19 protein-coding genes are annotated in these 26,590 nt (G+C 57.2%); 11 read left to right on the top strand and 8 right to left on the bottom strand.

The window, feature by feature from the left end; genetic code table 11:
• Position 1: 1 nt before the first annotated feature.
• The 3 genes from asnB to ACV4UY_RS10400 all read right to left on the bottom strand — a co-directional run bounded on the left by asnB (position 2) and on the right by ACV4UY_RS10400 (position 5,142).
• Entirely contained in the window at positions 2-1,978 is a 1,977-nt protein-coding gene (gene asnB / locus ACV4UY_RS10410) for an asparagine synthase (glutamine-hydrolyzing) (protein ID WP_491607528.1), read from the bottom strand.
• A 184-nt stretch (positions 1,979-2,162) separates the two neighbouring features.
• On the bottom strand, positions 2,163-3,200 hold the full coding sequence (locus ACV4UY_RS10405) for a class I SAM-dependent methyltransferase (RefSeq protein WP_491607527.1): 1,038 nt from the start codon (positions 3,198-3,200) through the stop codon (positions 2,163-2,165).
• Positions 3,201-3,327: 127 nt separating this feature from the next.
• Positions 3,328-5,142 carry an ArnT family glycosyltransferase gene (locus ACV4UY_RS10400; protein WP_491607526.1) on the bottom strand — a complete coding sequence of 605 codons (1,815 nt, stop codon included), beginning with the start codon at positions 5,140-5,142 and terminating at the stop codon, positions 3,328-3,330.
• A gap of 624 nt (positions 5,143-5,766) precedes the next feature.
• Here ACV4UY_RS10400 and ACV4UY_RS10395 point away from each other — a divergent pair.
• From ACV4UY_RS10395 to ACV4UY_RS10355, 9 genes are all read left to right on the top strand, one after another.
• Complete coding sequence (locus tag ACV4UY_RS10395; RefSeq protein WP_491607525.1) at positions 5,767-7,905, top strand: PAS domain S-box protein; 2,139 nt, start codon at positions 5,767-5,769, stop codon at positions 7,903-7,905.
• 131 nt (positions 7,906-8,036) lie between these two features.
• The gene (locus tag ACV4UY_RS10390; RefSeq protein ID WP_491607524.1) at positions 8,037-8,576 is read left to right on the top strand and encodes a response regulator; all 540 of its coding nucleotides are present in this window, start codon (positions 8,037-8,039) and stop codon (positions 8,574-8,576) included.
• A 228-nt stretch (positions 8,577-8,804) separates the two neighbouring features.
• Positions 8,805-11,039 carry a CHASE domain-containing protein gene (locus tag ACV4UY_RS10385; RefSeq protein WP_491607523.1) on the top strand — a complete coding sequence of 745 codons (2,235 nt, stop codon included), beginning with the start codon at positions 8,805-8,807 and terminating at the stop codon, positions 11,037-11,039.
• Entirely contained in the window at positions 11,036-13,072 is a 2,037-nt protein-coding gene (locus ACV4UY_RS10380) for a PAS domain S-box protein (protein WP_491607522.1), read from the top strand. Before ACV4UY_RS10385 ends, ACV4UY_RS10380 begins: the two co-directional genes overlap by 4 nt.
• A gap of 16 nt (positions 13,073-13,088) precedes the next feature.
• A complete protein-coding gene (locus ACV4UY_RS10375) occupies positions 13,089-15,371 on the top strand; it encodes a PAS domain S-box protein (protein ID WP_491607521.1) in 2,283 nt (760 codons plus the stop codon).
• A gap of 79 nt (positions 15,372-15,450) precedes the next feature.
• Complete coding sequence (locus ACV4UY_RS10370) at positions 15,451-16,293, top strand: response regulator (protein ID WP_491607520.1); 843 nt, start codon at positions 15,451-15,453, stop codon at positions 16,291-16,293.
• A 43-nt stretch (positions 16,294-16,336) separates the two neighbouring features.
• The gene (locus ACV4UY_RS10365; RefSeq protein WP_491607519.1) at positions 16,337-16,948 is read left to right on the top strand and encodes a response regulator; all 612 of its coding nucleotides are present in this window, start codon (positions 16,337-16,339) and stop codon (positions 16,946-16,948) included.
• On the top strand, positions 16,941-17,816 hold the full coding sequence (locus ACV4UY_RS10360) for a GGDEF domain-containing response regulator (RefSeq protein ID WP_491607518.1): 876 nt from the start codon (positions 16,941-16,943) through the stop codon (positions 17,814-17,816). Before ACV4UY_RS10365 ends, ACV4UY_RS10360 begins: the two co-directional genes overlap by 8 nt.
• On the top strand, positions 17,813-18,841 hold the full coding sequence (locus tag ACV4UY_RS10355; protein ID WP_491607517.1) for an HD-GYP domain-containing protein: 1,029 nt from the start codon (positions 17,813-17,815) through the stop codon (positions 18,839-18,841). Before ACV4UY_RS10360 ends, ACV4UY_RS10355 begins: the two co-directional genes overlap by 4 nt.
• A gap of 21 nt (positions 18,842-18,862) precedes the next feature.
• Here ACV4UY_RS10355 and ACV4UY_RS10350 read toward each other — a convergent pair whose 3' ends face one another.
• From ACV4UY_RS10350 to ACV4UY_RS10335, 4 genes are all read right to left on the bottom strand, one after another.
• The gene (locus ACV4UY_RS10350; RefSeq protein WP_491607516.1) at positions 18,863-19,642 is read right to left on the bottom strand and encodes a response regulator; all 780 of its coding nucleotides are present in this window, start codon (positions 19,640-19,642) and stop codon (positions 18,863-18,865) included.
• An 8-nt stretch (positions 19,643-19,650) separates the two neighbouring features.
• Complete coding sequence (locus ACV4UY_RS10345) at positions 19,651-20,943, bottom strand: ATP-binding response regulator (RefSeq protein WP_491607534.1); 1,293 nt, start codon at positions 20,941-20,943, stop codon at positions 19,651-19,653.
• Between the two features lie 179 nt (positions 20,944-21,122).
• Complete coding sequence (locus tag ACV4UY_RS10340; protein ID WP_491607515.1) at positions 21,123-21,530, bottom strand: PilZ domain-containing protein; 408 nt, start codon at positions 21,528-21,530, stop codon at positions 21,123-21,125.
• 473 nt (positions 21,531-22,003) lie between these two features.
• Positions 22,004-24,163: a heavy metal translocating P-type ATPase gene (locus ACV4UY_RS10335; protein WP_491607514.1), complete on the bottom strand. Its 2,160-nt coding sequence runs from the start codon at positions 24,161-24,163 to the stop codon at positions 22,004-22,006.
• Between the two features lie 152 nt (positions 24,164-24,315).
• On the opposite strand from ACV4UY_RS10335, the gene ACV4UY_RS10330 reads away from it, so the two are divergent.
• Together ACV4UY_RS10330 and ACV4UY_RS10325 are read left to right on the top strand one after the other, a co-directional pair.
• Complete coding sequence (locus tag ACV4UY_RS10330; protein ID WP_491607513.1) at positions 24,316-24,762, top strand: Cd(II)/Pb(II)-responsive transcriptional regulator; 447 nt, start codon at positions 24,316-24,318, stop codon at positions 24,760-24,762.
• A 394-nt stretch (positions 24,763-25,156) separates the two neighbouring features.
• The gene (locus ACV4UY_RS10325; protein WP_491607533.1) at positions 25,157-25,594 is read left to right on the top strand and encodes a cache domain-containing protein; all 438 of its coding nucleotides are present in this window, start codon (positions 25,157-25,159) and stop codon (positions 25,592-25,594) included.
• Positions 25,595-25,879: 285 nt separating this feature from the next.
• On the opposite strand, the gene ACV4UY_RS10320 is transcribed toward ACV4UY_RS10325, so the two are convergent.
• Positions 25,880-26,326 (bottom strand): bacteriohemerythrin, encoded by a 447-nt coding sequence (locus ACV4UY_RS10320; protein ID WP_491607512.1) that lies wholly within the window; start codon positions 26,324-26,326, stop codon positions 25,880-25,882.
• Positions 26,327-26,590: the final 264 nt, after the last annotated feature.

Raw genomic sequence — 26,590 nt, 5'->3', positions numbered from 1 at the left:
TTCAATGGCGATTCCTTTCCAACCAGGATTGAAACATCAGAACAATCCAGAGTTGATGCTGCCAGTTGCGTTTGCCTTCCAGATGCTCGCGCCATTTTTGTCGAATGGGACCGGGTTCCAGATATCCCTCGCGGCGTAAACGGGCGGGATCGAGCAACGATTCGGCCCAATCCCGCATCGGCCCGCGCAACCAGGAATCGATCGGCACCCCGAATCCCATCTTCGGACGTTCGATCAGCGTGTCCGGGAGGTATCTGCGCAACACCTGACGCAAGATCCATTTGCCTTGTCCCTGGTTGATCTTCATCGACACCGGGATCCTCCAGGCAAACTCCACCACGCGATGATCCAGAAAGGGGACGCGGGTCTCCAGCGAGACCCCCATGGCCGCCCGATCCAGTTTCACCAGAATGTCATCCGGCAGATAGCCTGCCAGATCCCAGGCCATCATCTTCTGGACGAAACCGGATGGTTCCATCACACCATCCGGACGACACCAGGAGATCGACGGATCCTCGCGCGCGCCGACAACCCGATGCGCGGCGTTCCAATGGGAAACCAATCCAAGATAGACCTCCTCGGGCGTGGTGGCGGACAAGATTGCGGAGAGCTTGAAAATCTTGTCCGCTGGTTGCGCAAACCGGGTCTCGCGTGGCAACCATCCGCCGATCCGGTTCATCCATCCGTCGCACACGGATGGAGGCACGGATTGCAACACGGACGCCAGCGCACGCCGCATCGACACGGGCCACTTTCCGAACCGGTTCCAGATCGCTGGCGCGACACGATACCGGTTATACCCCCCGAAAAGCTCATCCCCTCCATCCCCGGATAGCGATACGGTCACATGACGACGGGTCAACCGGGCCAAAAGAAAGGTCGGAATTTGCGAGGAGTCCGCAAACGGTTCGTCGTACAGATCCGGCAGACGCGGAATCACCTCCAGGGCCATATCCGGCGTGACATAAAGATCGGTATGCTCGGTACCCAGATGACGGGCCACGGCTCTGGCATGATCGGCCTCGTCGTATCCGGCCTCGTCGAAACCAATGCTGAACGTTCGCACCGGGCGACCGGAACGGGATTGCATCAGCGCCACCACCGTGGAAGAATCGATGCCTCCCGACAGAAAGGCCCCCAACGGAACATCCGCACACATCTGCCGCGCCACGGCATCACCGAGCAGCCGATCCAACTGGTCAATCACCCCCTCGGGATCGCGGGTCGGCACAGGGTCGTTCATGCCCTGTTCGACCACATCCGCAAGCCGCCAGTAGGCTTTGGGAACCGCCTCCACGCCATTGGCGCCCAGCGCATCCCAGGCGACCGTCAACAGACATCCTGGCGGAAGTTTGCGAATATCACGGTAAATCGAAGCCGGAGCGGGAATGTTGTTGTATCGCAACATCAAGGCAATGGCCCCGCGATCGATCTCTCCAACAAAGGCCGGATGGCCCTGCAACGCTTTCAGTTGCGACCCGAAAAGAAACACACCATGCTGGCATCCATAATAAAGCGGCTTCTCCCCCAGTCGATCCCGCCCCAGGATCAACCGTCTGTCGTGTCGATCCCAAACGCCGAAGGCAAACATCCCCACGGCATGCCGTATCGTCTCCTCGACCCCCCAGACATCGAAACAGGCGACCAGGGTTTCGGTGTCGGAATGACCGCGCCAGACCGGTTCCACCCCTGTGTCGGCGAGTTTGCGCCGCAACTCCCAATGATTGTAAATCTCACCGTTGAATACGATCAGAAAGCGACCACTGGGCGATTCCATCGGCTGGTGCCCGGCTGACGACAGATCGACAATGGACAGCCGTCGATGCCCCAGGGTGATACCGGTGACCGGATCATGCCAGATCCCGGCATCGTCCGGACCCCGATGGACGATGGCATCCATCATCCCGAGGATGATCGTCCGCGCATCCTCTGCCTGCCTGCCGGTTGCAGGTTCCAAAAAACCAGCGATTCCACACATCGTACCATCATCTGCAATTCAGCAGCCTCGTCTATCCGCGCATCAGGCCGATGCCACGGATCAGCCTCTTGCAAGGGCTCATGGATCATGAAGCACCGGGAGCGGTGCATGCAGGATACGCTGTCGCCCGGTCTTTCCTCGGAATCTTTTCAGCTCCAATGGATGTTCTTGCCCTCTCCAGAGTTCAACTCCGGGTCACCTCATGCTCGCTCCGCGATGCGGATTCGCAGAGAAAATGCCAGTATGGCATGTTGTCCGAAATGGTGATCGTGTCGAAATGGCCTTGAAGAGCCAGGATCTGCGCACGGGTGACCCGTTGCTCGATGCTGGTGAAAAACCGGTCGTACACATCCTGACGAATACGCAAGACGGATTTGTTGGCATACCCCTCATACAAAGGCACCAGCTTGCCCCGTTGAAAGCGTTCGAGCAGATGTCCCAACCCCACCAGAGGCAGGTAAAGTGCGAGCGTCAGCAGCCAGGTCAGGAACGAACGCGCCAGGGGGTGATGAACGGTGTGCAGGATCCGCCGCACGACTGTCACCCCGTTCAACAACCAACGAAAATAGAAGGGACGATTGTCCAGCGCGTAGTACAGGTAGACCAGCAAACGGGGTGCATAAACGCCCAATTTTCGGGTCATTTCCAGTGCATCGCTTGGCAGGTGATGAAGGACGCCCAGGCAGAACAGAAAATCGGCAAATCCCTCTCGAAACGGGAGGCGTGTCAAATCGCCGAGAAAATAGATCACCTGTGGATTGGTGCGCAAATTCTCGCGCGCGACAAAAATGGCATCCGAAAAATCCACCAACACCAGTTCACGACACTGGTCAGCGAGCCAGTAACTCCAGCGACCGATACCACAGCCCAGATCACACACCCGACTGTTCTTCAAGGTTGCCAGATCGACAAGATCGAAATACCGATCAAACTCCACCCGGTGTTCCGGCAATACCCGATTGAAGGTCTTCCACTCCTCGCCAAAGGTGAACTGGATCTCCCTGTCCATCGTTTCGGAACCGGCGCTCCGCGCGCTGTCCAGATTGCGCTCTCCTCTCAGGAATGGCGGGTACTCCTCGGGAGAGAGCAACACAATGACATCCCCGACAATGGGATAAAGGCGCCCATTCACCATCAGCCCTTCTTCGGATATCCCGACACGATCCGTGGCAAAAATATCCTTCAGACTGTCCAGTTTGTCCGAATAATAAGAAGCGATCATATCCCTCCAACTTGATGATCCTCTGACCTCCGCACGGAGTCGTCCCAAGGAAAGACGCCTGGTGGACATCCGGCTTCACAAAACGTTTTTTCCAACGCACCGTTTCCCGGAAACCGTGGCAAGGCCCTCAATCAAGCGGCTTCCCGGTCTGGCACCGGGTCTGAGGATCGCTACACACGTCTGCCAAGGCTCTCCCCCGATCAACGGCGTCCTGACCAAAAAGCATGAGAACGAGCATCGAAGGCGTCTGAAAGACAATCTCGCCTGCCTGCTTCCGGATCACCTGTTCGACCAGAGATGCGTTCAAAACCCGGTGATGCCACCAACCGCTTTCGGCAACCACGGATTTCTTCATCTTTTCGACATCCAGTTCTCGAATATAGCATGATTTTGTCCATTCAGGAACCGGGCTGACCTTCCCGGCAGACAGGCCATGGATGTTGCTGTTTTGTGTATAATGTAAAGGCGGGTTGGGAACCACCAGGAACCGGATCGATTGTTCGGTGACAAACCGATTCAGAGGCTGTTCGCAGTTGTTATAATAAATCGCATGTTCTCCGAAATAAGGACGGATACTCCAGGGACGGGTACGATCCGCGGGATCTTCAAGAAAGACGATGCGATTGTTCGCATCCACCAAGGATCCGATTTTGTTGTGCAACTTACGTTGTATTGACACGTCTTGCGCAACAATTTTCTTGACCACCCCAGGAACCGCATGCCATGCAAACAAACCAACAAAAAAAGCCAGCAGTAAAACCGATCCAACAGGCGTGATCCAACGCGCGGAAATCGCATAAAGGGTAACCGACACGCTGATGACAAAAATCGGCAACAGTTGCAGATGATCTCGCATCTGGCGTATACTTGTCGGGAAAAACAAAGAAAAAACAACAGCAAAACACAGCATGACAATCCAGGGGGCATGCACCTTCAGCTCCCCTCCCCAGTCAGGGGGCACGGAAACACCAGAAAGACGCAGCAACAACAAAAGCATGGCCGCTCCAAACAACACAAACAGCGCCTTGACAAGCCCATCCGACAGCATCATGTTGTTCCTGACGAATGAGACAGGCACGGAAACCAGTTTAAGTCTTGATTTTATCTCATGAAAATCAAGCGTGAACCGCACTCTGTTGATCTGCGTCATACTGGTGGTCACAGTCGATCTGTCTTGTCCCGCAGCGACACTCGGATGCTGATGCATCCCGATCATGGTCAACAAGATCAAATAAACACCCAGGATACCGGCCATCAACGTACCCGAGGTGACGGCCATTTTTTTGGCTTGCGCTTTCCAGCCCTGCCTGATCGACAGCCCGTCGAGTACGACTACGGCAAAGAATCCGGGGGCATTTAACAGAACACTGGGATGGACATGACTTCCTTCGGCAAGCGCAACACCAGCCATCAGCAGATAGAACAATCTGACTCTCGACGTCACCTCCAGAAACCGAACCAGAAAATAAAAAGCCATCAACAGAAAGAATATTGACAACGTATGCAGAAACTCGATTCTGGAATACGTGATCAGAATGGGAATGCAAACATACCACACAGAGGCCAACCACCCGACCCACTGATTGGACAATCGCCGACAAACAAGAAGGATCAAGTATGCGTTACAAGCATCAATCAAGATATTGAAAATCTTGATGGCATAGTCCTGATTCTCAAACACCCTCAATGCCCATGAGAACAAATAGAACGAAACAGGGCGATAAAGCCTTGGCTGATCGATTTCCAGAATCTCCAGACCATGACGACCATCACTCCATCGCATGGCAAAGTGCCAATACAAGAACTCATCGCTCCCACCGACCCCAATCTCCGAAATTCGCAGGAAACGCAACAAAAGAACGCTGAATATCGTCAAGAAAAACGCAAGACCGACGATCTTCTGCGCTCGATCCGCATGGACAACGGAAGACCAGGTATTCATAAGCCTCCAACGAACCTGATGTGATTGCACCATTCAACCAACCTCTCGCGGGTCAGAACAAAGAACTCAATTTTTCGAGTCCAGATTGTACCATCAAGCACCGACTTGGCACTTACCCTCACCCGCGACCACCGGATCCAGAAAAAGCACAATGACATATTGGCTCAATTTGGATTCCAGAGGCTTGAGCATACCATTGAATTGCGATAATCTCCATACTGATCGTCACTCCGGCAGAAGATCGGGAATGGTGCCGCACCCCAGATCAAACCGCGCCCAAAAACGAAAGACTTGCGATGGGCAAAAAAAAGGGGAGCAGGTGCATTCGGGAGCATCCGACCACAGGACGAAATTCTCAATTTTCAAGGATCATCAACCGGTTCGAGGCGGACCACGATGACACCCGTGCCCGGTAAAAACCAGTCCGACCGACCCCGATCCAATCGTGCGACCGATCTCGGGTCAACCGTGTTCGCGCGCATCCGCCGGTTTCTGACCGCCTCCCTGCGTCGCCAATGGATGCTGGGTGCGGCCTCGGTTTTCGCGGGGTGGATGGGTTTGTTCATTTTCGATCTCGTTGTGGCCCAAGAAACGTTCCTCGAACGACAAAGTGAACGACACGCCGTGAATCTGAGTCGCCTGTTGGCCGTCAGCAGTCGCTCCAGGCTGCTTGCCAACGACAGGATCGGAGTCGCAGAGGTGCTGCACACCCTGGCGACCGATCACGAGATACGAAACGCCATGGTGCTTTCTCCCCAGGGGGAGGTGGTCGGGCACGAGGATCCGCAACGGGTCGGCACGCTGGTGGAGGATGCGGTCAGGCAGAAACTGCGGCCTGAAACCCATCAACCGGTGGTGTTGCTGTCGAACCCGCTCAAGGTCGATGTCGCCATGCCGATCCTGGACCAGGAACGGATGATCGGTTGGGCGCGCATCGCTCTTGATCGACATGTCAACCAGGACGAATGGCAGAGGGTCTCCCGCAACGGCTGGATCTTGACCCTCGCGGCCATTCTGATCGGCGCCCTGTTTGCCCGGTGGCTGGCTCACGACATGACATCGGGATTGTATCAACTCTTGAAGGTGGCCGAAGCCACGCGCAAAGGACGGCGGGACCTGCGCGCACCGGATGCGCGTCTGGATGAGTTGGGACAATTGGCAACCGGTTTCAACCGGATGCTGGATGCACTGGCCAAAAAAGAGCGCTCCCTGATCAAGATTCAACACCGTCTCGAAAACTCCAGGCAGGAGGCCAGAAATGCCGCGCGTCGTTTAAGCGTCAGTCACGCCTTCATGCACCAGGAACGCAACAAACTGCACACCATCCTCCACAGCACCCGCGAAGGGATCGTGATCACCGATGCCCAGGGTGAGATCATCATGATCAACCCCTCCGCCGAACGCCTGTTGCAGAAGTCCAGCGAACAGATCGAGACGGAAGGGTTCGACAAACTGGTGGATGATCCCGACTTCATCCGCGACTGTCTGGAGCACGAAGAGGATGGCCGCTCCTTTACGCGCGCCTACAAGGGCAGGATTCTGCATTTTGATGCCTCGACCTTCCGGGAGGAAGGAGCCCCCGTGGGTACGGCGGCGCTGATCCGCGACATCACCGAAGAGGAGCGACTGAAAGAGGAACGCAACGAAATCATCAACCGGGCACCCTTCGGAATCGTCGTTGCCGATGATCAGGGCATCATGCGGGGGTTCAATCCCGAGGCGACACGCATGTTCGGCCATGCTTCTTGCGAGATCATCGGCCAATCCATCCTGGCATTGATCCCGGAGGATCTGCACAAACGCTACGCAGCCCGATTCGGAAACCTGTTACATCCGGAATCGGGTGATCAAACGACGCAAGAGACGCTTGCCTTCGAATCCGAGGCGCTGCGCCGTGACGGCATCCGGTTTCCGATGCGCATGGCGGTCAATCGGATGCAACTGGACGGTCGCACCTCCCTGGTAGGGATGATCGTGGACATGACCGAGGAGAAGATCCTGCAGGAGGATCTGATCCGCTCGGAGAAAATGGCGGGGCTGGGTGGGATGGTGGCTGGCGTGGCACACGAACTCAATACGCCGGTCGGCATCGGCGTCACGGCGATCTCCGAATTGCAGGATCGCACCGCGGTTTTTGAGACGCTGTTGCAATCCGAAGGGATCAGCGAGGAGGAGTTGCAGGGCTACATCGCTTCCACGAAACGGTTGGTCGCCCTGGTGCAACTCAGTCTGGGGCGCACCGCCGAACTGGTGCAGAGCTTCAAATCCGTGGCAGCGGATCAATCCAGCGAACGCCTGCGCACGTTCCGTCCGAGAGCCTCGGTGGAAGTCTCGGTTCAGACCTTGCAGCACGAATTCGAGAACACCGGACTGTCGATCGAGATCCTGTGCGACGATTCGCTGGAGATTCGCAACGATCCCGGTGCATTCACCCAGATCGTCATCAACCTGCTCAGCAACTCCCTTCTCCACGGTTTCGCCCCTGGAGAAACCGGGCACATCCGGATGGCCTTCGAACGTCAGGAAGACGAACTCCGTTTCATCTACCGGGATGACGGGCGCGGCATGACGGAGGAGATTTGCCGTCGGATGTTCGATCCGTTCTTCACCACAAGCCGCGTTCAAGGCAGCAAGGGGTTGGGGATGCATACCGTCTACAACCTGGTCACCCAGACCCTGGGGGGCACCATCTCCTGCCAGAGCCAACCGGGTCAAGGGGTGTGCATGTGCATCCACATTCCCGACCTGCTCGAAGAGTCATGACATCCAAAAGGATATTACCGGAAAATCCGTGAATTATGTGATTGTTTACAAGCGTTGCACGCCATGCTATCCTTTCATGCAAACAGGAAAGGAAGGGCTTTCCATGCCTCTTATCCGACAGGGGTACACTCATGTTCAAGATCCTGATCGTCGATGACAACGAAGCGGAAATCCGCCGTCCGTTGGTACGTCTGCTGGGCCGCATATTCGATCCAGAATCGATTCTGGAGGCTGAAAACGGAAAAATGGCGCTCGATATCCTGCAATCCTCCGAAGAGCCGATCGGGGTGATCGTATTGGATGTCATGATGCCGGTCATGGACGGAATCACCGCCTGCAAGGCGATTCGCGGCATCGACGGTCATGATAACACCTACATCATCATGCTGACCGGACGCGATGGCGGATTGCCGGAAGGGTTGGAAGTCGGGGCCGATGTCTACATCCGCAAGCCCTGTGCCACGAACGAATTGATCGCCCTGGTGCAAAAAGGGTTGCTGGAGTACGAACAACGCAAGAATCAGCGCGATGAACGAAAAGAGTTGACCAACCTGTTGCACCGCGTCGAAGAGGAAAAATTCCGACTCCAACAAACCCAAACCATCCTCGACGTACCCTTCATGGAAGATTCGGGAGTCAATTGGCTGAACCTGGTGGATGACACTCGGTAACGTTCATGGAGGGGGACCTCTCGTGATCCCCCCTTGCCATGAAATTCCCGAAAGGAGGTCCATGGCAAGGTTTCCGAAGGGAGCAAGGGGGTTCTCCCCCCATCATGCAAGTTACGGTAACCTTTCGGATTGCATCACCCTCCGCCGACAGCAGGTTCATCAATCGGCATCACCTTCAATCGTTTCGATGGCCCTTGCATGGACAGAAGACGATCCCTTCGGTTGCTCATGTTCATGGTCGCCTTGGGCGGCACCCTGCTCTCCCTGGCCGGAGGCTATCTGACCGGTCATCTTCAAGCACAAATCCATCGAAAAGAGTTCGAGAAAGGGGCAAGCGAACGGTTCGAGGCGATCAACAACCGTCTCGGTCGCTATTTGGGGGTCGCGGAAGATCTGAGCGGTTTGTTCGCCGCCTCCCAACAGGTCGATCGTGACGAATTCGCGACCTATGTCCAGCCCATCCTGAAACGCCTGAAGGGGCTTCATTCACTCACCTGGAACCGAAGGGTGCTCGCGGCGCAACGGCAAGCCTTCGAGACGAAAACCGCGCGGGAATTCCCGGGTTTCCGGATTACGGAACAATCGAACACGGGAACGATGATGCCGGCTGCCCTGCGCGACGAGGCCATTGTCATCGACTATGTGGAACCGTTTTCCGGCAACGACAAGGCGTTCGGTTTCGATGTCGCCTCGGACCCCGTGCGCCTGGCCTCGTTCGAGTTGGCCAGGGACTCCGGAGAGACGACCGTCACCCCGCGGACCCTGCCGGTTCTGGAGAAGATCAACCAGTACGTCGCGCATATCATCCATCCCATTTACGCAAACGGCCAAACCGTCGAAACCGTCGAGGAGCGTCGTCACCATCTGTCGGGATTCGCCGTTGGCGTGATCTGCTTTCGAGACTTGATCGAATCCGCCATCGCCGGCCTGTCGCCGCGCGGCATCACCTTCTGGCTGCATGACATCTCCGACTCCGGGAAACCGGTTCTTCTCTACCGTCACCTGACCCGACTGGCCTCTCCAGGCGACGCACCGAACCATCCACCGTCCACCGACGCCCTGCATCTGGACAGAACCCTGACGATCGCCAATCGGCAATGGCTTTATACGGCCTTGCATCATCACGACATCCAATACGATGCGCATGTGTTCTCCAGGGGATTGTTCATCATTCCCTTGATTGGATTCTCCTTGACGATCCTCTCCCTGCTCTTCTTGAGGCGCCTGCTGCGCAACGAAACGGAACGGCTCGAACTGGAAACCGCCTTGAGAAATGGCGAGGAGCAGAAACGCATCATCATCGAACAGGCCCCTTTCGGCATCATCGTGGCTGACCGACAGGGAAGGATCCAGGAGTTCAACCTCGAGGCCGAACGCATGTTCGGGCATGCCCGCCCGTTGATCCTGGAGCAAAGCGTGACCGACCTGATTCCTCCTGCCTTCAAGAAAGCCCATGAGGCGGGATTCCGTCGTCATCTGGAAACCGGAAAGAGCCGCATTCTCGGACTTCCGCCGTTCGAAACCGAAGCGCTGCATCAGAACGGATCCACCTTTCCGGTGCGTCTGGCGGTCAACCGGATCCAGATGAAGGAGTCTCTCACCTTTCTGGCCGTCATCATCGACATCACCGAGGAAAAACGTCTGATCACGGAGTTGATTCAATCGGAAAAGATGGCCGCCTTGGGCAACATGGTGGCCGGGGTGGCCCACGAGATCAATACGCCCGTGGGCATCGGCATCACCGCCTCCTCCGATCTCGAAGACCGGATCCGCGCCTTTGCGCTCACCCTGCGACAGGAAGGGATCTCGGAAGAGGAACTTGAAACGTTCATCCTGGCAGCCGGACGGATGGCGGAGCTGATCCGGGTCAATCTGGAGCGGGCCGCGGATCTGATACGCAGCTTCAAATCCGTGGCCGTGGACCAGTCCTGCGAAGAGATGCGTCCGTTCAAGATCCGGGATTGCGTCGAATCCGCGATCAAAACGCTGCATCCCGAACTGCGCACGACCCGACTCGAAATCGACATCGACTGTCCGGAAACGCTGGAGATTCTCAGCCATCCCGGAGCCTTTTCGCAAATCGTCATCAACCTGGTCAACAACTCCCGCATTCACGGTTACACCCCGCCCGCGGAAGGCCACATCACCATCACGTTCAAGGAGGTGGGGGCCTCGCTGTATTTCAGTTACAGCGATGATGGCGCCGGCATGAGCGACGCGGTGGTGAAACGGATTTTCGATCCGTTCTTCACCACGAATCGTCAGCACGGCGGAACCGGCCTCGGGATGCACATCGTCTACAATCTGGTGACGCAGACCCTGGGCGGGACCATTGACTGCCACAGCGCCCCCGGACAGGGAACCCATTTCCGGATTCAAATCCCCCTGGATCAGGGCCGGAAAACGCAACACCTGTCCATTGGGAATGATTCGATCCGGACGACGAACAGGAGCGGCACATGACAAGGGATGATCAAGCCAGTCAACTCGAACGACTCCGCAAGGAGATCGAGGTGCAGCATGCCATCAACGCCTTCCTGAAACACTCCCTGGCGGCGACCCATGTCGATCAGCTGCTCAAAGAGGTGTTGGAGCTTTTTCCGCACCTGACCTTTCTGGGAGCCCAGGACAAAGGGGCGGTTTTTCTCATGGACGAACAGAAGCAGTCCCTGGTCCTGGTGGCCCATCGCAACCTGGCCGACGACCTGTTGACCCTGTGCGCCGTGGTGCCGTTGGGACACTGCCTGTGCGGACGGGCGGCGCTCACCGGACACATTCAGTTCGCCTCCGAGGTCGATGAACGACACGAGATCCGTTTTCCCGGCATGCACCCTCATGGGCATTTCAATGTCCCCATCCTGGTCGATGGCAAAGTGGCGGGGGTGATCGTTCTCTATCTCCACCATCGTGCGCCCATGGATCCGGAGTGCGTCCGGTTTCTCGAAACCGCCGCGACCATCGTGGCAGGAGCGCTGAAACGGCTGCAAACCGAACAGCAGGTGCGGATCAGCGAAGAGATGAAACGCATGGTGATCGAAAACACCCCGTGCGGCATCATCACGGTCAACCAGCATGGCATCATCCGGATCTTCAACTCCGCCGCCGAACAGTTGTTTGGGTATGACAAAGAGGACATAAAAGGCAGAAGCATCATCGATCTCGTGCCCTTGCCCCTGCAAAATTCTTCGAAAAACATCATGCAATGCTGCATCGATACGCACAATGTGCCTATTCTGAGCGTGCCCTTCGAGGCAGAAGGCATGCGTCGGGATGGCTCGGTTTTTCCGGTGCGTTTGGCCATCAACCGCATTCACGGGCTGGAGGACTGTTTCTTCATCGCCATCATCATCGACATGACGAATGAAAAACGACTGCTCGAAGAGATGGTGCATCTGGAAAAAACCATCATCGAGTACGCCCCTTTCGGGATCGTCGTCACGGATAACGACGAACATATCCTGACCTTCAATCTCGAGGCCGAGAATTTGTTCGGCTACTCCCGAAACGAGGCCATCGGTCAAAAGGCTTCCGAATTGATTGCGCAGGGGATGCGTCACTTCTATTCGCAGGGTATCCGGAGCCCTTTCTCATCCGAGAAAAGAGGGATGAAGGCCTTCGAATCCGAAGCCATCCGCAAGGATGGCTCGTTTTTTCCAATCCGTCTGGCTGTCAACCGCATCGTGTTGCGGGGAAAACCCGCCTTCCTGGGCATGATCGCCGACATATCCGAAGAGAAGCGGTTGTATGCCGAACTGGTCCAATCGGAGAAAATGGCCGGACTGGGCAGCATGGTGGCCGGCGTGGCCCATGAAATCAACACCCCGGTCGGAATCGGCGTCACGGCGGCATCCGAACTGGAAGAACGAACCCGGGAATTCAACACCTTGTTGCACAACGAGGGGATTTCCGAGGAGGAGTTGGAAGGGTATATCGCCTCGACCTCCCGGCTGGCCGGGTTGATTCGTTTCAACCTGGAACGGGCCGCCGACCTGGTACGCAGCTTCAAATCCGTGGCCGTGGATCAATCGAGCGACAAGCTGCGCACCTTCAAACTGCGCGCCTATGTGGAATCGTCCGTCTTGACCCTGCATCACGAACTCCGCCATACCCAGTTGCTGGTGGCCGTCGTCTGTCCGGATGACCTGGAGATCCGCAGCCATCCGGGCGCCTTTTCCCAAATCATCCTCAACCTGATCAACAACTCCAGAATTCACGCCTTCGATCCCGATCAGGCCGGTCAGATCACCATGGAGTTTCAGGTCGAAGGCGACCGACTGATTTTTGTCTATCGTGACAATGGAAAAGGGATGACGGAGGAGGTCAGCAACCGCATTTTCGAGCCTTTCTTTACAACCCGACGCGATCTGGGCGGCAGTGGCCTCGGGATGCACATCGTCTACAACCTGGCGACCCAGACCCTGGGAGGGGCCATATCCTGTCAAAGTTCGCCAGGAAACGGTCTGTTGGTGCGCATCGCCATCCCTTTGATCCGGTAACCATCAGGAGTGAGCGATGTTGTCATCTTGGCACAGTGTCACGGCAAAGATCATGCTCTTTGTTCAGCTGTCCCTCTCCGCGATCATTCTGTCACTCTCGTTCTATCATGGTCAGCAAGCGGAAACGACCATTCTTGCCCAGAACGAACGGTCCCTGAAAATACTGGCCTCCAGCATCAGCAGTGGAATCCACACCATCATGCTCTCCGGAGAAGGGACTCTTGCCGGAAGTTTCATCGAGGCCATTCGCATGGACACGAAGATTCTCGATGTCCGCATCCTCCGGCCCGATGGCCTGGAAGCTTTTCAGGACAACCGCACGATTCGCCATGTCAACGAGCAGATCGGTCAGGAGCGTTTCACGCACCGGAGTCAGGAAAATTTGTTGCGCATTCTTGAAGCGGATGATCCCAATCTGTTGAACGCTCTGGCGCAAAAGAGACCCCAATCCGTGTACCATCGCTTGGACGAACAAGCCGTGATGACCATTCTGGCGCCCATCCAGTTTGAAAAGCCCTGTATCTCGTGTCACACGGATCGTGCGCACACCTTGGGCGTCATGAAGATCACCACCTCCCTCTCCCAGGTGGAGTCCGATATCCGTCGCACCCACCAGGAAGCGCTCCTCATGGGAGCGCTCGCGCTGATCATCGTCTTGTCCTTGAGTTATCCGATGATGCGTCGTCTGCTGATCCTGCCACTGGCACGGCTCAAACGTTCCATGGATCGGGTGGCCGATGGCGATCTGACGGAACGCATTCAGGTTCCCGGCAAGGACGAACTCAGCCGGATCGCGGACACCTTCAACGAAATGGCGGCCCGCCTTCATGCCACCCATGCCGGACTGCAACAGGAACGCGACAAGCTGGGCACCATCATCCACAGCGTTCAGGAAGGGATCGTGGTGACGGATGCGCACGATCGGATCATCCTGGTCAATCCGGCCATGGCACGACTGCTCGACAAATCGATGGGGCAGATCGAGGCAGACGGCTTTCTCAATCTGCTGGATGATCCCGCCACCTTGCGTCCCTTCCTGGATCAGGAGGGTCAAGCGCTGCCGACCACCCTGACCTACAAGGAGAAACATCTGCAGGTGCAGGCCTCGACCTTCCACGAAGGCGGAAAACGCATCGGTTCGGCAGCGCTGATTCGCGACATCACCGAGGAGTTCAGACTTCGGGAGCAGTTCCAGGAGATCATTCGACAAGCCCCCTTCGGGATCATCGTCGCCGACGACCAGGGGAGGATTCATCTCTTCAATCCGGCGGCGGAGCGGATGTTCGGCGCGACAAGCACCGACATGATCGGCGAAAACATCGTTGCCTTGATCCCTCCGTCACTGGCCGAAAAACACGCCGTTCAGTTCCAGCGTTTCTTTCTGCCTGATCGGGAGCGAACGGATCATGCTCCGACGTTCGAATCGACCGCCCTGCGGCAAGACGGTTCGACCTTTCCCGTCCGGCTGGCGGTCAACGCGATGCGGCTGGATGGACGCCGGGCGATCGTGGGCATGATCTCGGACATCTCGGAAGAGAAACAGATGCTGGAGGATCTCATCCAGTCCGCCAAGATGGCCGGACTCGGCTGCATGGTGGCAGGGGTGGCGCATGAAATCAACACCCCCGTGGGCATCGGCGTGACGGCTGCCTCCGAATTGAAGGAGCGCACCGCCGCTTTCCAAACCCTGGTCCAGACCGAAGGGATCAGCGAAGAGGAGTTGAATGCGTGCATCGACTCCACGAAACGGTTGACCGATCTGACCTTGCACAATCTGATCCGCGCCGCGGAACTGGTACGCAGCTTCAAATCCGTGGCCGTGGATCAATCCAGCGAGCAGGCGCGCACGTTCAAGGTCCGGGAGTATGCGGAATCCACCATTCTGACCATGCATCATGAACTGCGTAACAGTCGGTTGCGCATCCGCATCGACTGCGATGCCCAATTGGAGATTCATTGCCATCCCGGAGCGATCTCCCAGATCCTCATCAATCTGATCAACAACTCGCGCATCCATGCCTTCGAGCCGGACGAGGATGGCGAGGTGATCCTGGAGTTCCAGGCCATGGGGGATCGTTTGCGTTTCGTGTACCGGGACAATGGCAAGGGGATGACGGAGGAGTCCCGGCAGCGCATCTTCGAGCCGTTCTACACCACCCGCCGCGATCTCGGCGGCAGCGGTCTGGGCATGCACATCGTCTACAATCTGGCCACCCAGAGTCTGGGGGGAACCATCTCTTGTCAAAGCGCACCAGGATGTGGCATAACCATTCAAATGGAAATACCTCTGACCCGCTGATCAGGCGTGATCAGCAACGCCGATATTCGGGATTGCCAGGGATGGTCGTTCCTGTTTTCCAGGCATGCGGGAGAACACAATGGCCAAGATTCTGATCGTCGATGACAATGAACGCGAGATCCGGCGTCCTCTGGTCCGGCAGATGGGGCGAATCTTCGGTCCGGACAAGATCCTGGAAGCGGAAAACGGTCAGCAGGCCCTGGAGATCGTGGAACGCGAACACCCCATGGTCATCCTGCTGGATGTCATGATGCCGGTCATGGACGGCATCTCCGCCTGTCGTCTGATCCGCAGCAAACCGCAGTTCAGCGGACTCTACATCATCATGCTGACAGGCCGCGAAGGCGGGTTGGCGGAAGGTCTGGATATCGGCGCGGATGCCTATGTGCGCAAGCCCTACGACATCGACGAACTGACCGCCTTCGTGCGCAAGGGGCTCAAGCAGTCCAAGGAACGCAGCGTTCCGGCCATGGATCCGGTGACCGGACTGTTCAACGAATCCTTTTTCCTGGAATCCCTGTTGGCGGGTGAATTGGCCCGCGCCACCCGTTACGAACTCAATTTCTCCCTCATCCGGTTTCGTCTCGACCTGCCCGTATCGGAAGCGGAACCGGACGACGAACTGCTGCGTGCGGTCTCCCGCCTGCTCTCCTTTCGGGAGAGCGATCGGGTGGCCTATCTGGGCGGTCATGACTTCGTGGTGATGTTGCCAAGCACGCCACCGGCCCATGCTCTGGGGATTGCCAACCGTTTGTGCAAACGGGTCGCGGAGAGCGCCTTTCCCGGTCACGGACCACTGACGGCCAGCTTTGGCGTGGCCAGCTTCGATTTTGCGGAAGGGCTGTTGATGCAACTGGCCGAGGATGCCCTGAATCAGGCGCAACTTCAGGGTGGCGGCATGGTACGCGTGGCAGGGGCGTAATCGATCGCGACACACACGCTTCATTCGATAAAGGAACAACCCCATGGAAGACAAAAAAGAGCGGGAAGGCCGAATTCTGATCGTGGACGACAAGGTGGAGGAGGAGTTGAACACTCTGGTGCGCTCTCTCACCCGTTTGGGCTACGTGGTGCATACCAGCGTCAATGCGGCCGGCGCCTTTGCCAAACTCAAGGAGACGCCGATCGACGTGGTGGTCACCGATTACAACATGCCCTTCGCGGATGGGCTGGAACTGTTCCACAAAATCCGCGCCACCTTCCCGGAGATGCCGGTCATCATGATGAGCGGCGTCGGATCCACGGAAGTGGCGGTGGAATTCATGAAGGCACGGGGCACGGATTACATCTCCAAACCCGTGAATCTGAACGAAATCGACCAAAAGATCCGTCGCGCCGTGGGCATGGCCCTGAATGTGGAATTGGGACATCTGCGCAAGACGCTCGAATTGGTCAAAGGGCATCTCAACCTGGCTTCGGCCAGCGGTCGCTCCATTTTTGCCGCCGCGGATCGCATCCGGGGCAATGAATCGGAGGTGCGGGAGATTCTCTCCGCCTCCCGCAATCTCGGACAAAATCTCATCGCCGCGATCAAGGCCATCGAATCCCACGAAGAGGGCAAACGTCACGATGGGTAAAATCCTGATCGTCGATGACGAAGAGGACCGGATTCTCACCCCTTTGGTACGACAACTGGGCCGGGTGTTCGGTGGCGAAAACGTCGAGGGCGTGACCAGCGTCACCTCTGCGCTTCAATACGCCGAACAGGAAAACATCGACGTGGTGGTCACCGACCTCATGATGCCCGAGCGGGACGGCTACGATTTCTGCCGAACCTTTCGTTCCAATCCTCTGAATCTGGGATACATCATCATTCTTTCGGGACGCGATGGCGGCATCGCCGCCGGATTGCGCGCCGGTGCCGATGTCTATTTTCGCAAACCCTACGACATCGACGATCTGGTCGCCCAAATCGAAAAAGGAATCGAGGTCACGCGCAACCGCCTGTTTTCCATGCAGGATCTTTTGACCGGACTCTTTCTGCGCCGCATCTTCGACGCGGTATTCACCCTGGAGGCGGCCAAACTGCACCGCATGCCGCAACCGCTCTCCGCGATCATGTTCGACATCGATCATTTCAAGAAGATCAACGACACCTTCGGTCATGCCGTCGGTGACATCGTGCTGCACGATGCCGCGCAACTGCTCAAGAAATGCAGCCGCAAGAGCGATCTTTTCGTGCGTTATGGCGGCGAGGAGTTCCTGCTGTTGCTTCCCGGAGCCTCCGAGGACAAGGCTCTGGAAATCGCCCAGCGTCTGCATCAGGCCATGGTTGACTACACGTTCCCGCAAGCCGGTCGGGTAACCGCCAGTTTCGGCGTGGCCACCACCACGCACCATCCAGAGAACCTGGTGACCCGGGCCGATCAGGCTTTGTACGCCGCCAAGAACGCCGGTCGCAACCGGGTCGTCACCGCCGACCCGGAAGGGAATCCGCCGACATGAAACCCCTGGTCCTCATCGCGGCGGCTCTGACGGAAATCCGCCTGCTGGCCAGAATCCTGGAAAAACAGTTCGAAATCGCCATTGCGCTCGATGGGGAGAAAACCATCTTCGCCACCCGGCAGCGCAAACCGGATGTGATCCTGCTGGATGAGAAAATCCGTCTCGCCGATGGCGGGATGGTCTGCACCCGCATGCGGGACGAAATCCCGGAAAGCCAGGAGATTCCCGTGCTGTTTCTTCTGGACAGCGGCGCGCATCGCAGCCTGGCACGGGAACAAGGCGCCGTGGATTATCTGCATAAACCCTTCGAAAACGAAGAGGTCCTCTCGCGCGTCCAGACCTTCGCCTCCTTGAGCCAGATGCAGCGTGCCCAGAAACGCTACAGCGATTCCTTGGAGGTCACGGTTCGGGAGCGCACCCGAGCGTTGGAGGAGAGTCGCCGGGAGACCATCTACATGCTGGCCCGGGCCGGCGAATTCAACGATACCGATACAGGGGTGCATATCTGGCGCATGTCCGCGTATGCCCAGGCGTTGGCCGTGGCTGCCAAGGCATCCCAAAGGGAGTGCGAGTTGCTGCAACTGGCTGCACCGATGCACGACATCGGCAAGATCGGCATTCCCGACTCCATCCTGAAAAAACCCGGCAAACTGGATGCCGACGAGTGGCAGGTCATGAAAACCCATACCCGCATTGGCCGGGATATCCTGTTGGAGAGCCAGGATCCGCTGTTCCAGATGGGCGCACTGATCGCCCATCAGCATCACGAACGTTGGGATGGACAGGGGTACCCGCAGGGGATCCAGGGCGATGCCATTTCGATCTGGGCGCGCATCGTCAGCGTGGCCGACGTGTTCGATGCCTTGACCATGAAACGCCCCTACAAGGAGGAGTGGCCGGTGGAGAAGGCCGTGGAAGTCATGCGCAAGGACAGCGGATCCCATTTCGATCCGAGAATGGTGGAACTCTTTCGGGGCATTCTTCCGGAAATTCTCCGCATCAAAGAGGAGTTCGGTCAGCGTTGAGATCGATGGGCCGTACCGTTTTCAATCCAGCGTCCGCACCTCCAGCATGATCCACTTCTCCTGTCCCTTGGAATCGCAAATGACCCGTCCCGACAGCAATACCGGCACCCCTTTTCCCGATCCGCTCCGCACGGTTTTCGGGATCTCCCTTGCCTTGGTATTGGCAAGCAGATCCTCCAGAAGCGGTCCCATATCGCTTTCTGAAAACAGCTGCCCTACCGGAAGATCCCGCAATTCCTGCGCCGGACGCCCGATCAACCGGACAGCCGCAGGATTCATGTAGCGGATTCGTCCAAGCGGGGTCGGCGTACACAGGATCAATCCGACACTCAACGACGTGATGATGTCCTGAAAGGCCCAACGGCTTTCATTCAGATTGCCGACCTGATTTTCCAAGACCTGCTGCTTTTCCAGATTGGCCTGGTATTCGGCCACTTCCGCCATACCTTTTTGCACGATGGCGAGCAACTCCTCGAACGAACAGGGTTTGCGCAGATAGACGTCGGCACCCACTTCAAGCCCTTCGGGCAGCCCCCCCTCCCGGCCCGTCAGCATGATGATGTACGTGCCGTTGTTCTCCGGCAAGGAGCGAATCACCCGGCAGGCCTCGATCCCATCCATGAGCGGCATCATGACATCCAGGATGATCACCTCCGGACGGTGCCTGGCAACCATTTCGACCGCCATGCGGCCATTCGCCGCCTCCAGGATGCGTTCTTCACCAAAGACGCGGCCCAATTGTCTTTTCAGGGGTTGACGCACCTCTTCTCGGTTGTCATCGACAATCAGAATACCAGACATGATTATTATTATCCTTCCAGAGACAATGGCAATGTGAAGGTAAAATGAGACCCCTGACCCGGAGTGCTCCGCACCTGGATCTCTCCACCCTGTCTGCGCACCAGTTCACGCGTGATGGGCAACCCCAGACCCGTGCCTCCGGCTTGACGGGTCGCAGAGTTGTCCACCTGCTCGAACGCCTCGAAGATGAGAGAGAGCTTTTCCGGAGGAATGCCGCACCCGGTATCCGCGATGCAGAACGACGCCTGGCGTTCCTCTCGAACGACCGACAGGGTGACGGATCCCGCGCTGGTGAACTTGATGGCATTGCCCAGCACGTTGAACAGGATCTGCTTGAACCGCTTTCCATCGGCAAGCACGGAGAGATCCTCATCCAGACGCACCTCCAGCTGCAATCCTTTTTTGTCGGCCAGGGGGCGCAAGGTGGCGAGGACATCCTGAATCGGTTGCCGGACCGGATGGGGGGTGATGGAGAGGGTCAATTTGCCGGCCTCGATGCGGGCGAAATCCAGAACATCTTCGATCAACCCCAGAAGATGCTCCACGGATTTCAGCCCTTGCGAAGCGATCTCTTCCACCTCGTCGCGTGTCTCCTGGAGAGCGGCGGTGAATTGGCTCTTCAGGTTTTCATCGTGCATGGAACCAATCAGCGCCTGGAGTCTCTTCATGCCGACGAACAGATGGAACTGACTTTTGAACTCTTCGAACGGCCCCTTGGTCCCTTGCAGAGGGGTGCGAAGTTCGTGGCTCATCATGTGCAGGAAATTGGATTTGGCCTGACTGGCCGCATCCGCGGCCCGGCGCAATTCGCTCTCCCGTTGCCGGGCCAAATCGAGTTCACGGATATCCCGATGCGCACGCAGGGCAACCTTGAGCGCTGTTTTCAATCTCCGGCTGGTAAGATCGGTTTTTTCCAGAAAATTATTGATATCATACTCTTCGAAGATTTTTTCTTCGGGAAACTGACCGGCCTGACCGGTCCGCAACAGAATCCGCAGATTCTGGTTGCGAAGTTCTTCCCGGATGAATTTCACGACATCCAGACCTGCATGATTGGTCTCCATGACCACATCCAGCAGGATGACCGCCGCATCTTCGTGTTTTCTCAACAGTTCTCGCGCTTCCTGACCGGAATGACCCGCAATCAACCATAAATGGCGCCCCTCGAACGTAAAATCTCGCAACACCTCTTCCGTCAGTATATGAATCTGGGGGTCGTCATCCACCACAATGATCTTCCATGAGGATCCGGATGTCTTGTCATATTCCGTGCGCGCTTCACTTTTTTTCTTGAAAACCATGATCTTTTTTTCAGGAGTTTGTTCAATCCCGTTCATTGCGCACATCCTGGTTGAAGATTATATCCGTGACATGGGCTCTTTCTGGAACAGAATGGCCTGGTTCTCCATGAGGCAGGTTTGGTGGTTCCCTGAATGGAATCACCAAACCTGCACGAACCGAAAAAAACGATTCGTTCTTCTCAAATTGCCGCGCAATTTGACGGGCCATGAATGGCCCGCGTCGGCTGTTTGGCATTTGCCAAACAGCCTCTCTGCGAGACGGTCGTAATCATGTCGTCAATACTATCCACGATCTCGGTTTCCGGATTGATAAACTCGACACCCACGCCAGAATCATTGAACCACGCCAATCGACAAGGCATTTCCAACACATAGGGGCTTATATTGAATAGAAATTGAGGTTGAACGAACAGTTTCAGCACACCATCCTTGCAATTCAGAAACTGATCTTCAATAGGAATATCCATCCGGATCCCACCGGAACTGATATCGACTACCGGAACATTGTACAGAAACCCTGTTCGGCAATGAAAAGCGGCCTTGATCGAGAAAGCAACCCGAATATGCGTTCGTCGTTCCCTGCTCATGACTGTTCCCGACATGTTGATCTTGGAGAGAAAATACTATTTTTTTGCAACTGTTCAGGATCCCCGTGAAGGGACCGGGGACTGCAAGATTCCCGACGGAGGTTCGGGGGCGGCGCCTCCGAGGTTTCGACTTTAGCTTTTGGCGCGCTCGACAAAGAACATTCTTGCGCGCTTGGCAACCCTTCAGGCCCCTACATTTGGCGAGGTTCCGAAATGGTTACCATTTTTTCATTATCACGCCGAACGATCCATCAATGCAACAGAAATCCCAGGGCAATCGTTACTGAACGGACGTTCCACCGCTCTTTCATGGCGACGCCACCTTGAAGGCTCCGACTGTACGTCAAAGCCGCAAAGAGCCCTTCTTTACCGTGGAACTCCCGCAAGGGAGGTCCACGGTTGGTGGGGGTGAGGGGGTTCTCCCCCCATCATGCAAGTTTGTGCGTGTCATTTGTTTGTGGCCGTCATTCTGCTCAGGCGAAAAAGCGCAACAAGCGCCGTCCATTGAAAATCACCAGCAGACTGGTGCCCATGTCGGCCAGTACCGCCATCCACAAAGTGGCCACGCCGAATCCGGCCAGAATCAGAAAGAAACTCTTGATGCCCAAAGCCAGGACGATATTCTCCCACAGAATCCGCCGGGTGGCTCGACCCAGGCGCACAAACTCGGCCACCTTGCCCAAATCGTCGTTCATGATCGCCACGTCGGCGGTTTCCAAAGCCGTATCCGTGCCCGTGGCGCCCATGGCGATGCCGATGGATGCCCGTGCCAGGGCCGGGGCATCGTTGATGCCATCGCCCACCATGGCGACCACCCCGAATTGGTCCATCAACCCTTCGATGGCGCGAAGTTTCTCCTCAGGCAGCAGTTCGGCGCGCACGTCTTCGATACCGGCATGACGGGCGATGGCTTTGGCGGTGGCCCTGTTGTCGCCGGTCAGCATGGTCACGGTGATGCCCAACTCCCGCAGGCGCTCCACGGCGTGAGGCGCGCCTGCCCGCATCCGGTCAGCCACGGCGATGATCGCCAACGGTTCACAAAAAGATGAAAGCACCACCACCGTCTTTTCATCCTGTTCCAGGGGCAGAAGGATCTTCTCCACCTCCGGGCGGCACAGCCCCAACTCCTCCAACAGGCGATGATTGCCCAAATGATGAACCTCTCCGGCGATCGTTCCCCGCACGCCCCGCCCGGCCAGAGCTTCGAAATGACGCACCTGGAGCAATGGTCGTTCTTTTCCCCAGGCTGCCAGGATCGCGGCGGATACCGGATGCTCGGAGTGGGATTCCAGACTCGCGGCCAGCCGCAGCACCTTCTCTTTGTCGTGATCATTCAGGACCATGCAATCCGTCATCTCCAGCTGACCGTGAGTCAGGGTTCCGGTCTTGTCCAGGGCCACGGCACGCAGGGCATGGGCCTGCTCCAGATACAACCCGCCCTTGATCAGGATGCCCCGCCGCGCCCCGGCGGCCAGGCCGCTGACCACCGTCACCGGAGTGGAGATCACCAATGCGCATGGGCAGGCCACCACCAGCATTACCAGGGCGTTGTAGACCCATACCGAAAAGGATGCGCCGAACAGCAACGGCGGCAGGAGGGCGATGCCCGTCGCGATGCCCACCACCGCCGGGGTGTAGTAACTGGCGAACCGGTCCACGAAACGCTGCATGGGCGCCCGTTTGGCCTGAGCCTCCTGCACGGTGTCGATGATCCTGGCCAAGGTGGAGTGGCGAAAATCGGCGGTGGCGCGAAACTCCAGCACGCCGGAACCGTTGATCGATCCGGCGAAAAGGGGCTGACCGGTCTCCTTCATGACAGGCACGCTCTCCCCGGTGATCGGGGCCTGGTTGACCTCGGAACGCCCCTCCGTCACCACGCCGTCCAGAGCGATGCGCTCCCCCGGTTTGACCCGGAGAACGCTGCCGACGCTCACCGAGGATGCGGACACACTCTCCCATTCCCCGGTGGCGTTGCGGAGGGTGGCCGTTTCCGGCGCCAGGGCCATCAGCCCCCGGATGGCGTTGCGCGCCCGGTCCATGGAGAGCGCCTCGATGCGCTCGGCCAGACCGAACAGAAAAACCACCATGGCCGCTTCGGGCCACTGGCCCAGCGCCATGGCCCCCAATACCGCCAGACTCATCAAAAAATGGATGTTGAGGGAAAAATGACGCACGGCGATCCAGCCGCGCTTCAAAGTGCCCACACCTCCGACCGCAAGCGATGCCAGGGCCAGAGCGACGATCCATGGCGATTGCTCGTCCAGCCCACCCCAGACCAGCCCTTCCGCCACCAGAGCGGCCAGGCCGGCAACGGTCGTGATGGTCCACTCCCGACGGGAAACGCTGGTCCGGGGCGGGAGCGAACGGCCCGGAAGCGTATCGGCCACTGTCGGCTCCGGGTCCGGTTCCATGTTCACGGTGCGCAGGGCAGCGCAGATCATCTTTCGATTGGCTCCGCGATGGATCACCATCAATTCCCGGCGCATGAAATCGAAGTCAAGATGCAGGATCTCTTTCATGTCCATCAAAGCCTTGCGGATCAGATCGGCCTCCGTGGGACAGCAGAGTCGGGAAACCCGCAACACCATACGGTCGCCATGCAGAACCGCCGGAAAAGGCAGTCCGGATGACACGCTGGCACTCTCGGAAGCGCAAGATCCAGAGCAGCAGGTCGTCGTCGATTGGGAAGGCATGCATGTCTCCTGTGGATCGGTTCGGGAAATCGTGCGATCATTACACACCCTGTAGCAGCTACGGAGTCAAGCCTATTTTTCAGGAGCATGTCATGCGAATCGGTGAACTGGCCCGACGGGCGGGTTGTGATGTGGAAACCGTGCGTTACTACGAGCGCGAGGGGTTGTTGGCAGAGCCGGAGCGGGAGAGTTCCGGCTACCGCCGTTATGATGCGCCCCATCTGGAGACGTTGCAGTTCGTGCGGCACTGCCGTTCGTTGGGCATTAAACTGGTCGAAATCAGGCAGTTGTTGAATTTCCGCCACCATCCGGATGAAGACTGCGCAGGCGTGAACGCCCTGCTCGATGTACAGATCGTGCGGGTGGATGCGCAGATCACCGCCATGGGAATGCTCAAGGAGCAGTTGATGCTTTTGCGCGGAGAGTGCGAGCAACGGCAAACCAACCGGCGCTGCGGCATCCTGCGTTCCCTCAACGACGCAGCCCGGGGCGCTCCCTGTCCCTGCCATGCCAAACCGGTGGGGATGATTCAATCGTGACGCACCACCACCCAAAAGGCGGAATACCGGGATTCTGGTGGTGCCTTACGATCATCCAACCCTTTCCTCATCCATCTGTTATCGAAAGAATGGTGCGTGACACAGATGTTTGTATTGCACCATGTGGATTCCAGGATATTCATGGTGTGATCATGACGCATAAAGATGCATGCGATGCCAAGGAGGCCGCAATCATGGCGTCAGCACGGAATGTGAATCCAGGCGCTTGGATGTTCGGGATGCATGGACCTCTTTGCGACGGGCGTTTGGGGATGCTATGCTGGCTCTTCTCCACGGTTCGCGATTGAATGCACGGTCGCGGCGTGGTCAAGGGGTTGGCCCCGGCCACCCGTTCATTCCACAACTGAAAAAGGAGGGGACAGGCATGAAGCGCATGGCATTTGCCGGCTCGTTGCTGGCCATGATGATCGGGATGAGCGCCTCGGTTCAAGCCGCCGAGTTCGGCACGGCGGACGAGGCCAAATCGATGCTGGAAAAAGCGGTCGCCGCGGTCAAGGCGGACAAGGCCAAGGCCCTGGAAATGTTCACCAAAGGCGAGGGCGGTTTCAAGGATCGTGACCTCTATCCCGGCTGCGGCGACGCGGCAGGCAACTTCTCGGCCCATCCGACCCTGGTCGGAAAGAGCCTGAAAGAGTTGAAAGACAAGAACGGCAAGGGGCTTGGAGCGGAGATGTACGCCGCCGCGCAGGAGGGCAAGATCAGCGAAGTCAGCTACATGTGGCCGCGTCCGGGCAGCTCCGATCCGGTGCAGAAGGTCAGCTTCGTCACCAAGGTGGGGGATCAGGTCTGCTACGTAGGCTACTACAAATAAGCCACGAGCGTTGGATGGATTCAGAGGCTGTTTGGCAAATGCCAAACAGCCGACGCGGGCCATGCAGGGCCGGCCAAATTACGCAGCAATTTGAGAAGCACGAATCGTTTTTTTTCGATTCGTGCTTCTCAGAGAGTCAATCGGTCGGCGGTCCGTCACGGCACCGCCGACCCTCCTCCACCCAAGGCAAGCCCGCACCACCCGCCGGTGGATCCCGGCCCTGTTTCGGCTTCCGCGCCAAGACAACCGGACACATCCTCTCCTACCGCGCCAACCGGGACGACCTCACCCCTTTTCGTCGTGATAGTAGGTCGCGGCGATCTTCTGGATCTCCGGGGTGTTGAGGTAGGGCATGTACCTCTTGTCCTCGCCGAGGATGTGGCCGACCAGCCACTGGTTCAGAAACACCACCACCGCGTCCACCACCGCGTTGCGGGTTTCATCGTCCTGGGCCTTGTTGAAACGGGAACGGAATTCGCACAGATTCTCGCGGATCTTGTCGTGCAGTTCCTCGTGCTCATCCAGCTCCACATAGCCGGCCTTGCGCATCAGACGCTCCTCGAACCGGAAATGGCTGGTGACATAGCCGCGCAGCTGCACGAAAATCCGGTCCAAGGTCGATTCGGTGTCGCCGTTGTGGACCGAATCCATCAACAGTCCGAACAGTTGAAACAAACGTTGATGCTGATCATCGATGGGGCCAACCCCGACGCTGTATTCCGGTTTCCACATGGCCGTTATCCTTGTATCCTGATGGAGTCAAGAGAGATGATGCGCGCAATGGTCTGTGCAGTCGATAAAATGAGTTGATAAGCGAGAACCCCCCTCCAGGCAAGCAAAAAAACGAGCAAGATCAAAAATTTCCGGATCAGCTTATCATGATATTCTGAAATTAAAATATTGATGGTGGAATTGCGGAACTTTTTGGTATAGCATCGACTCTATTCTGAAATGTAACCATGCAATAATTATTGGCAAGCCAACACATCGGCTTGA

This window comes from Candidatus Magnetaquiglobus sp., assembly GCF_058402785.1.
This window is presented reverse-complemented; position numbering and strand designations above follow the sequence as displayed.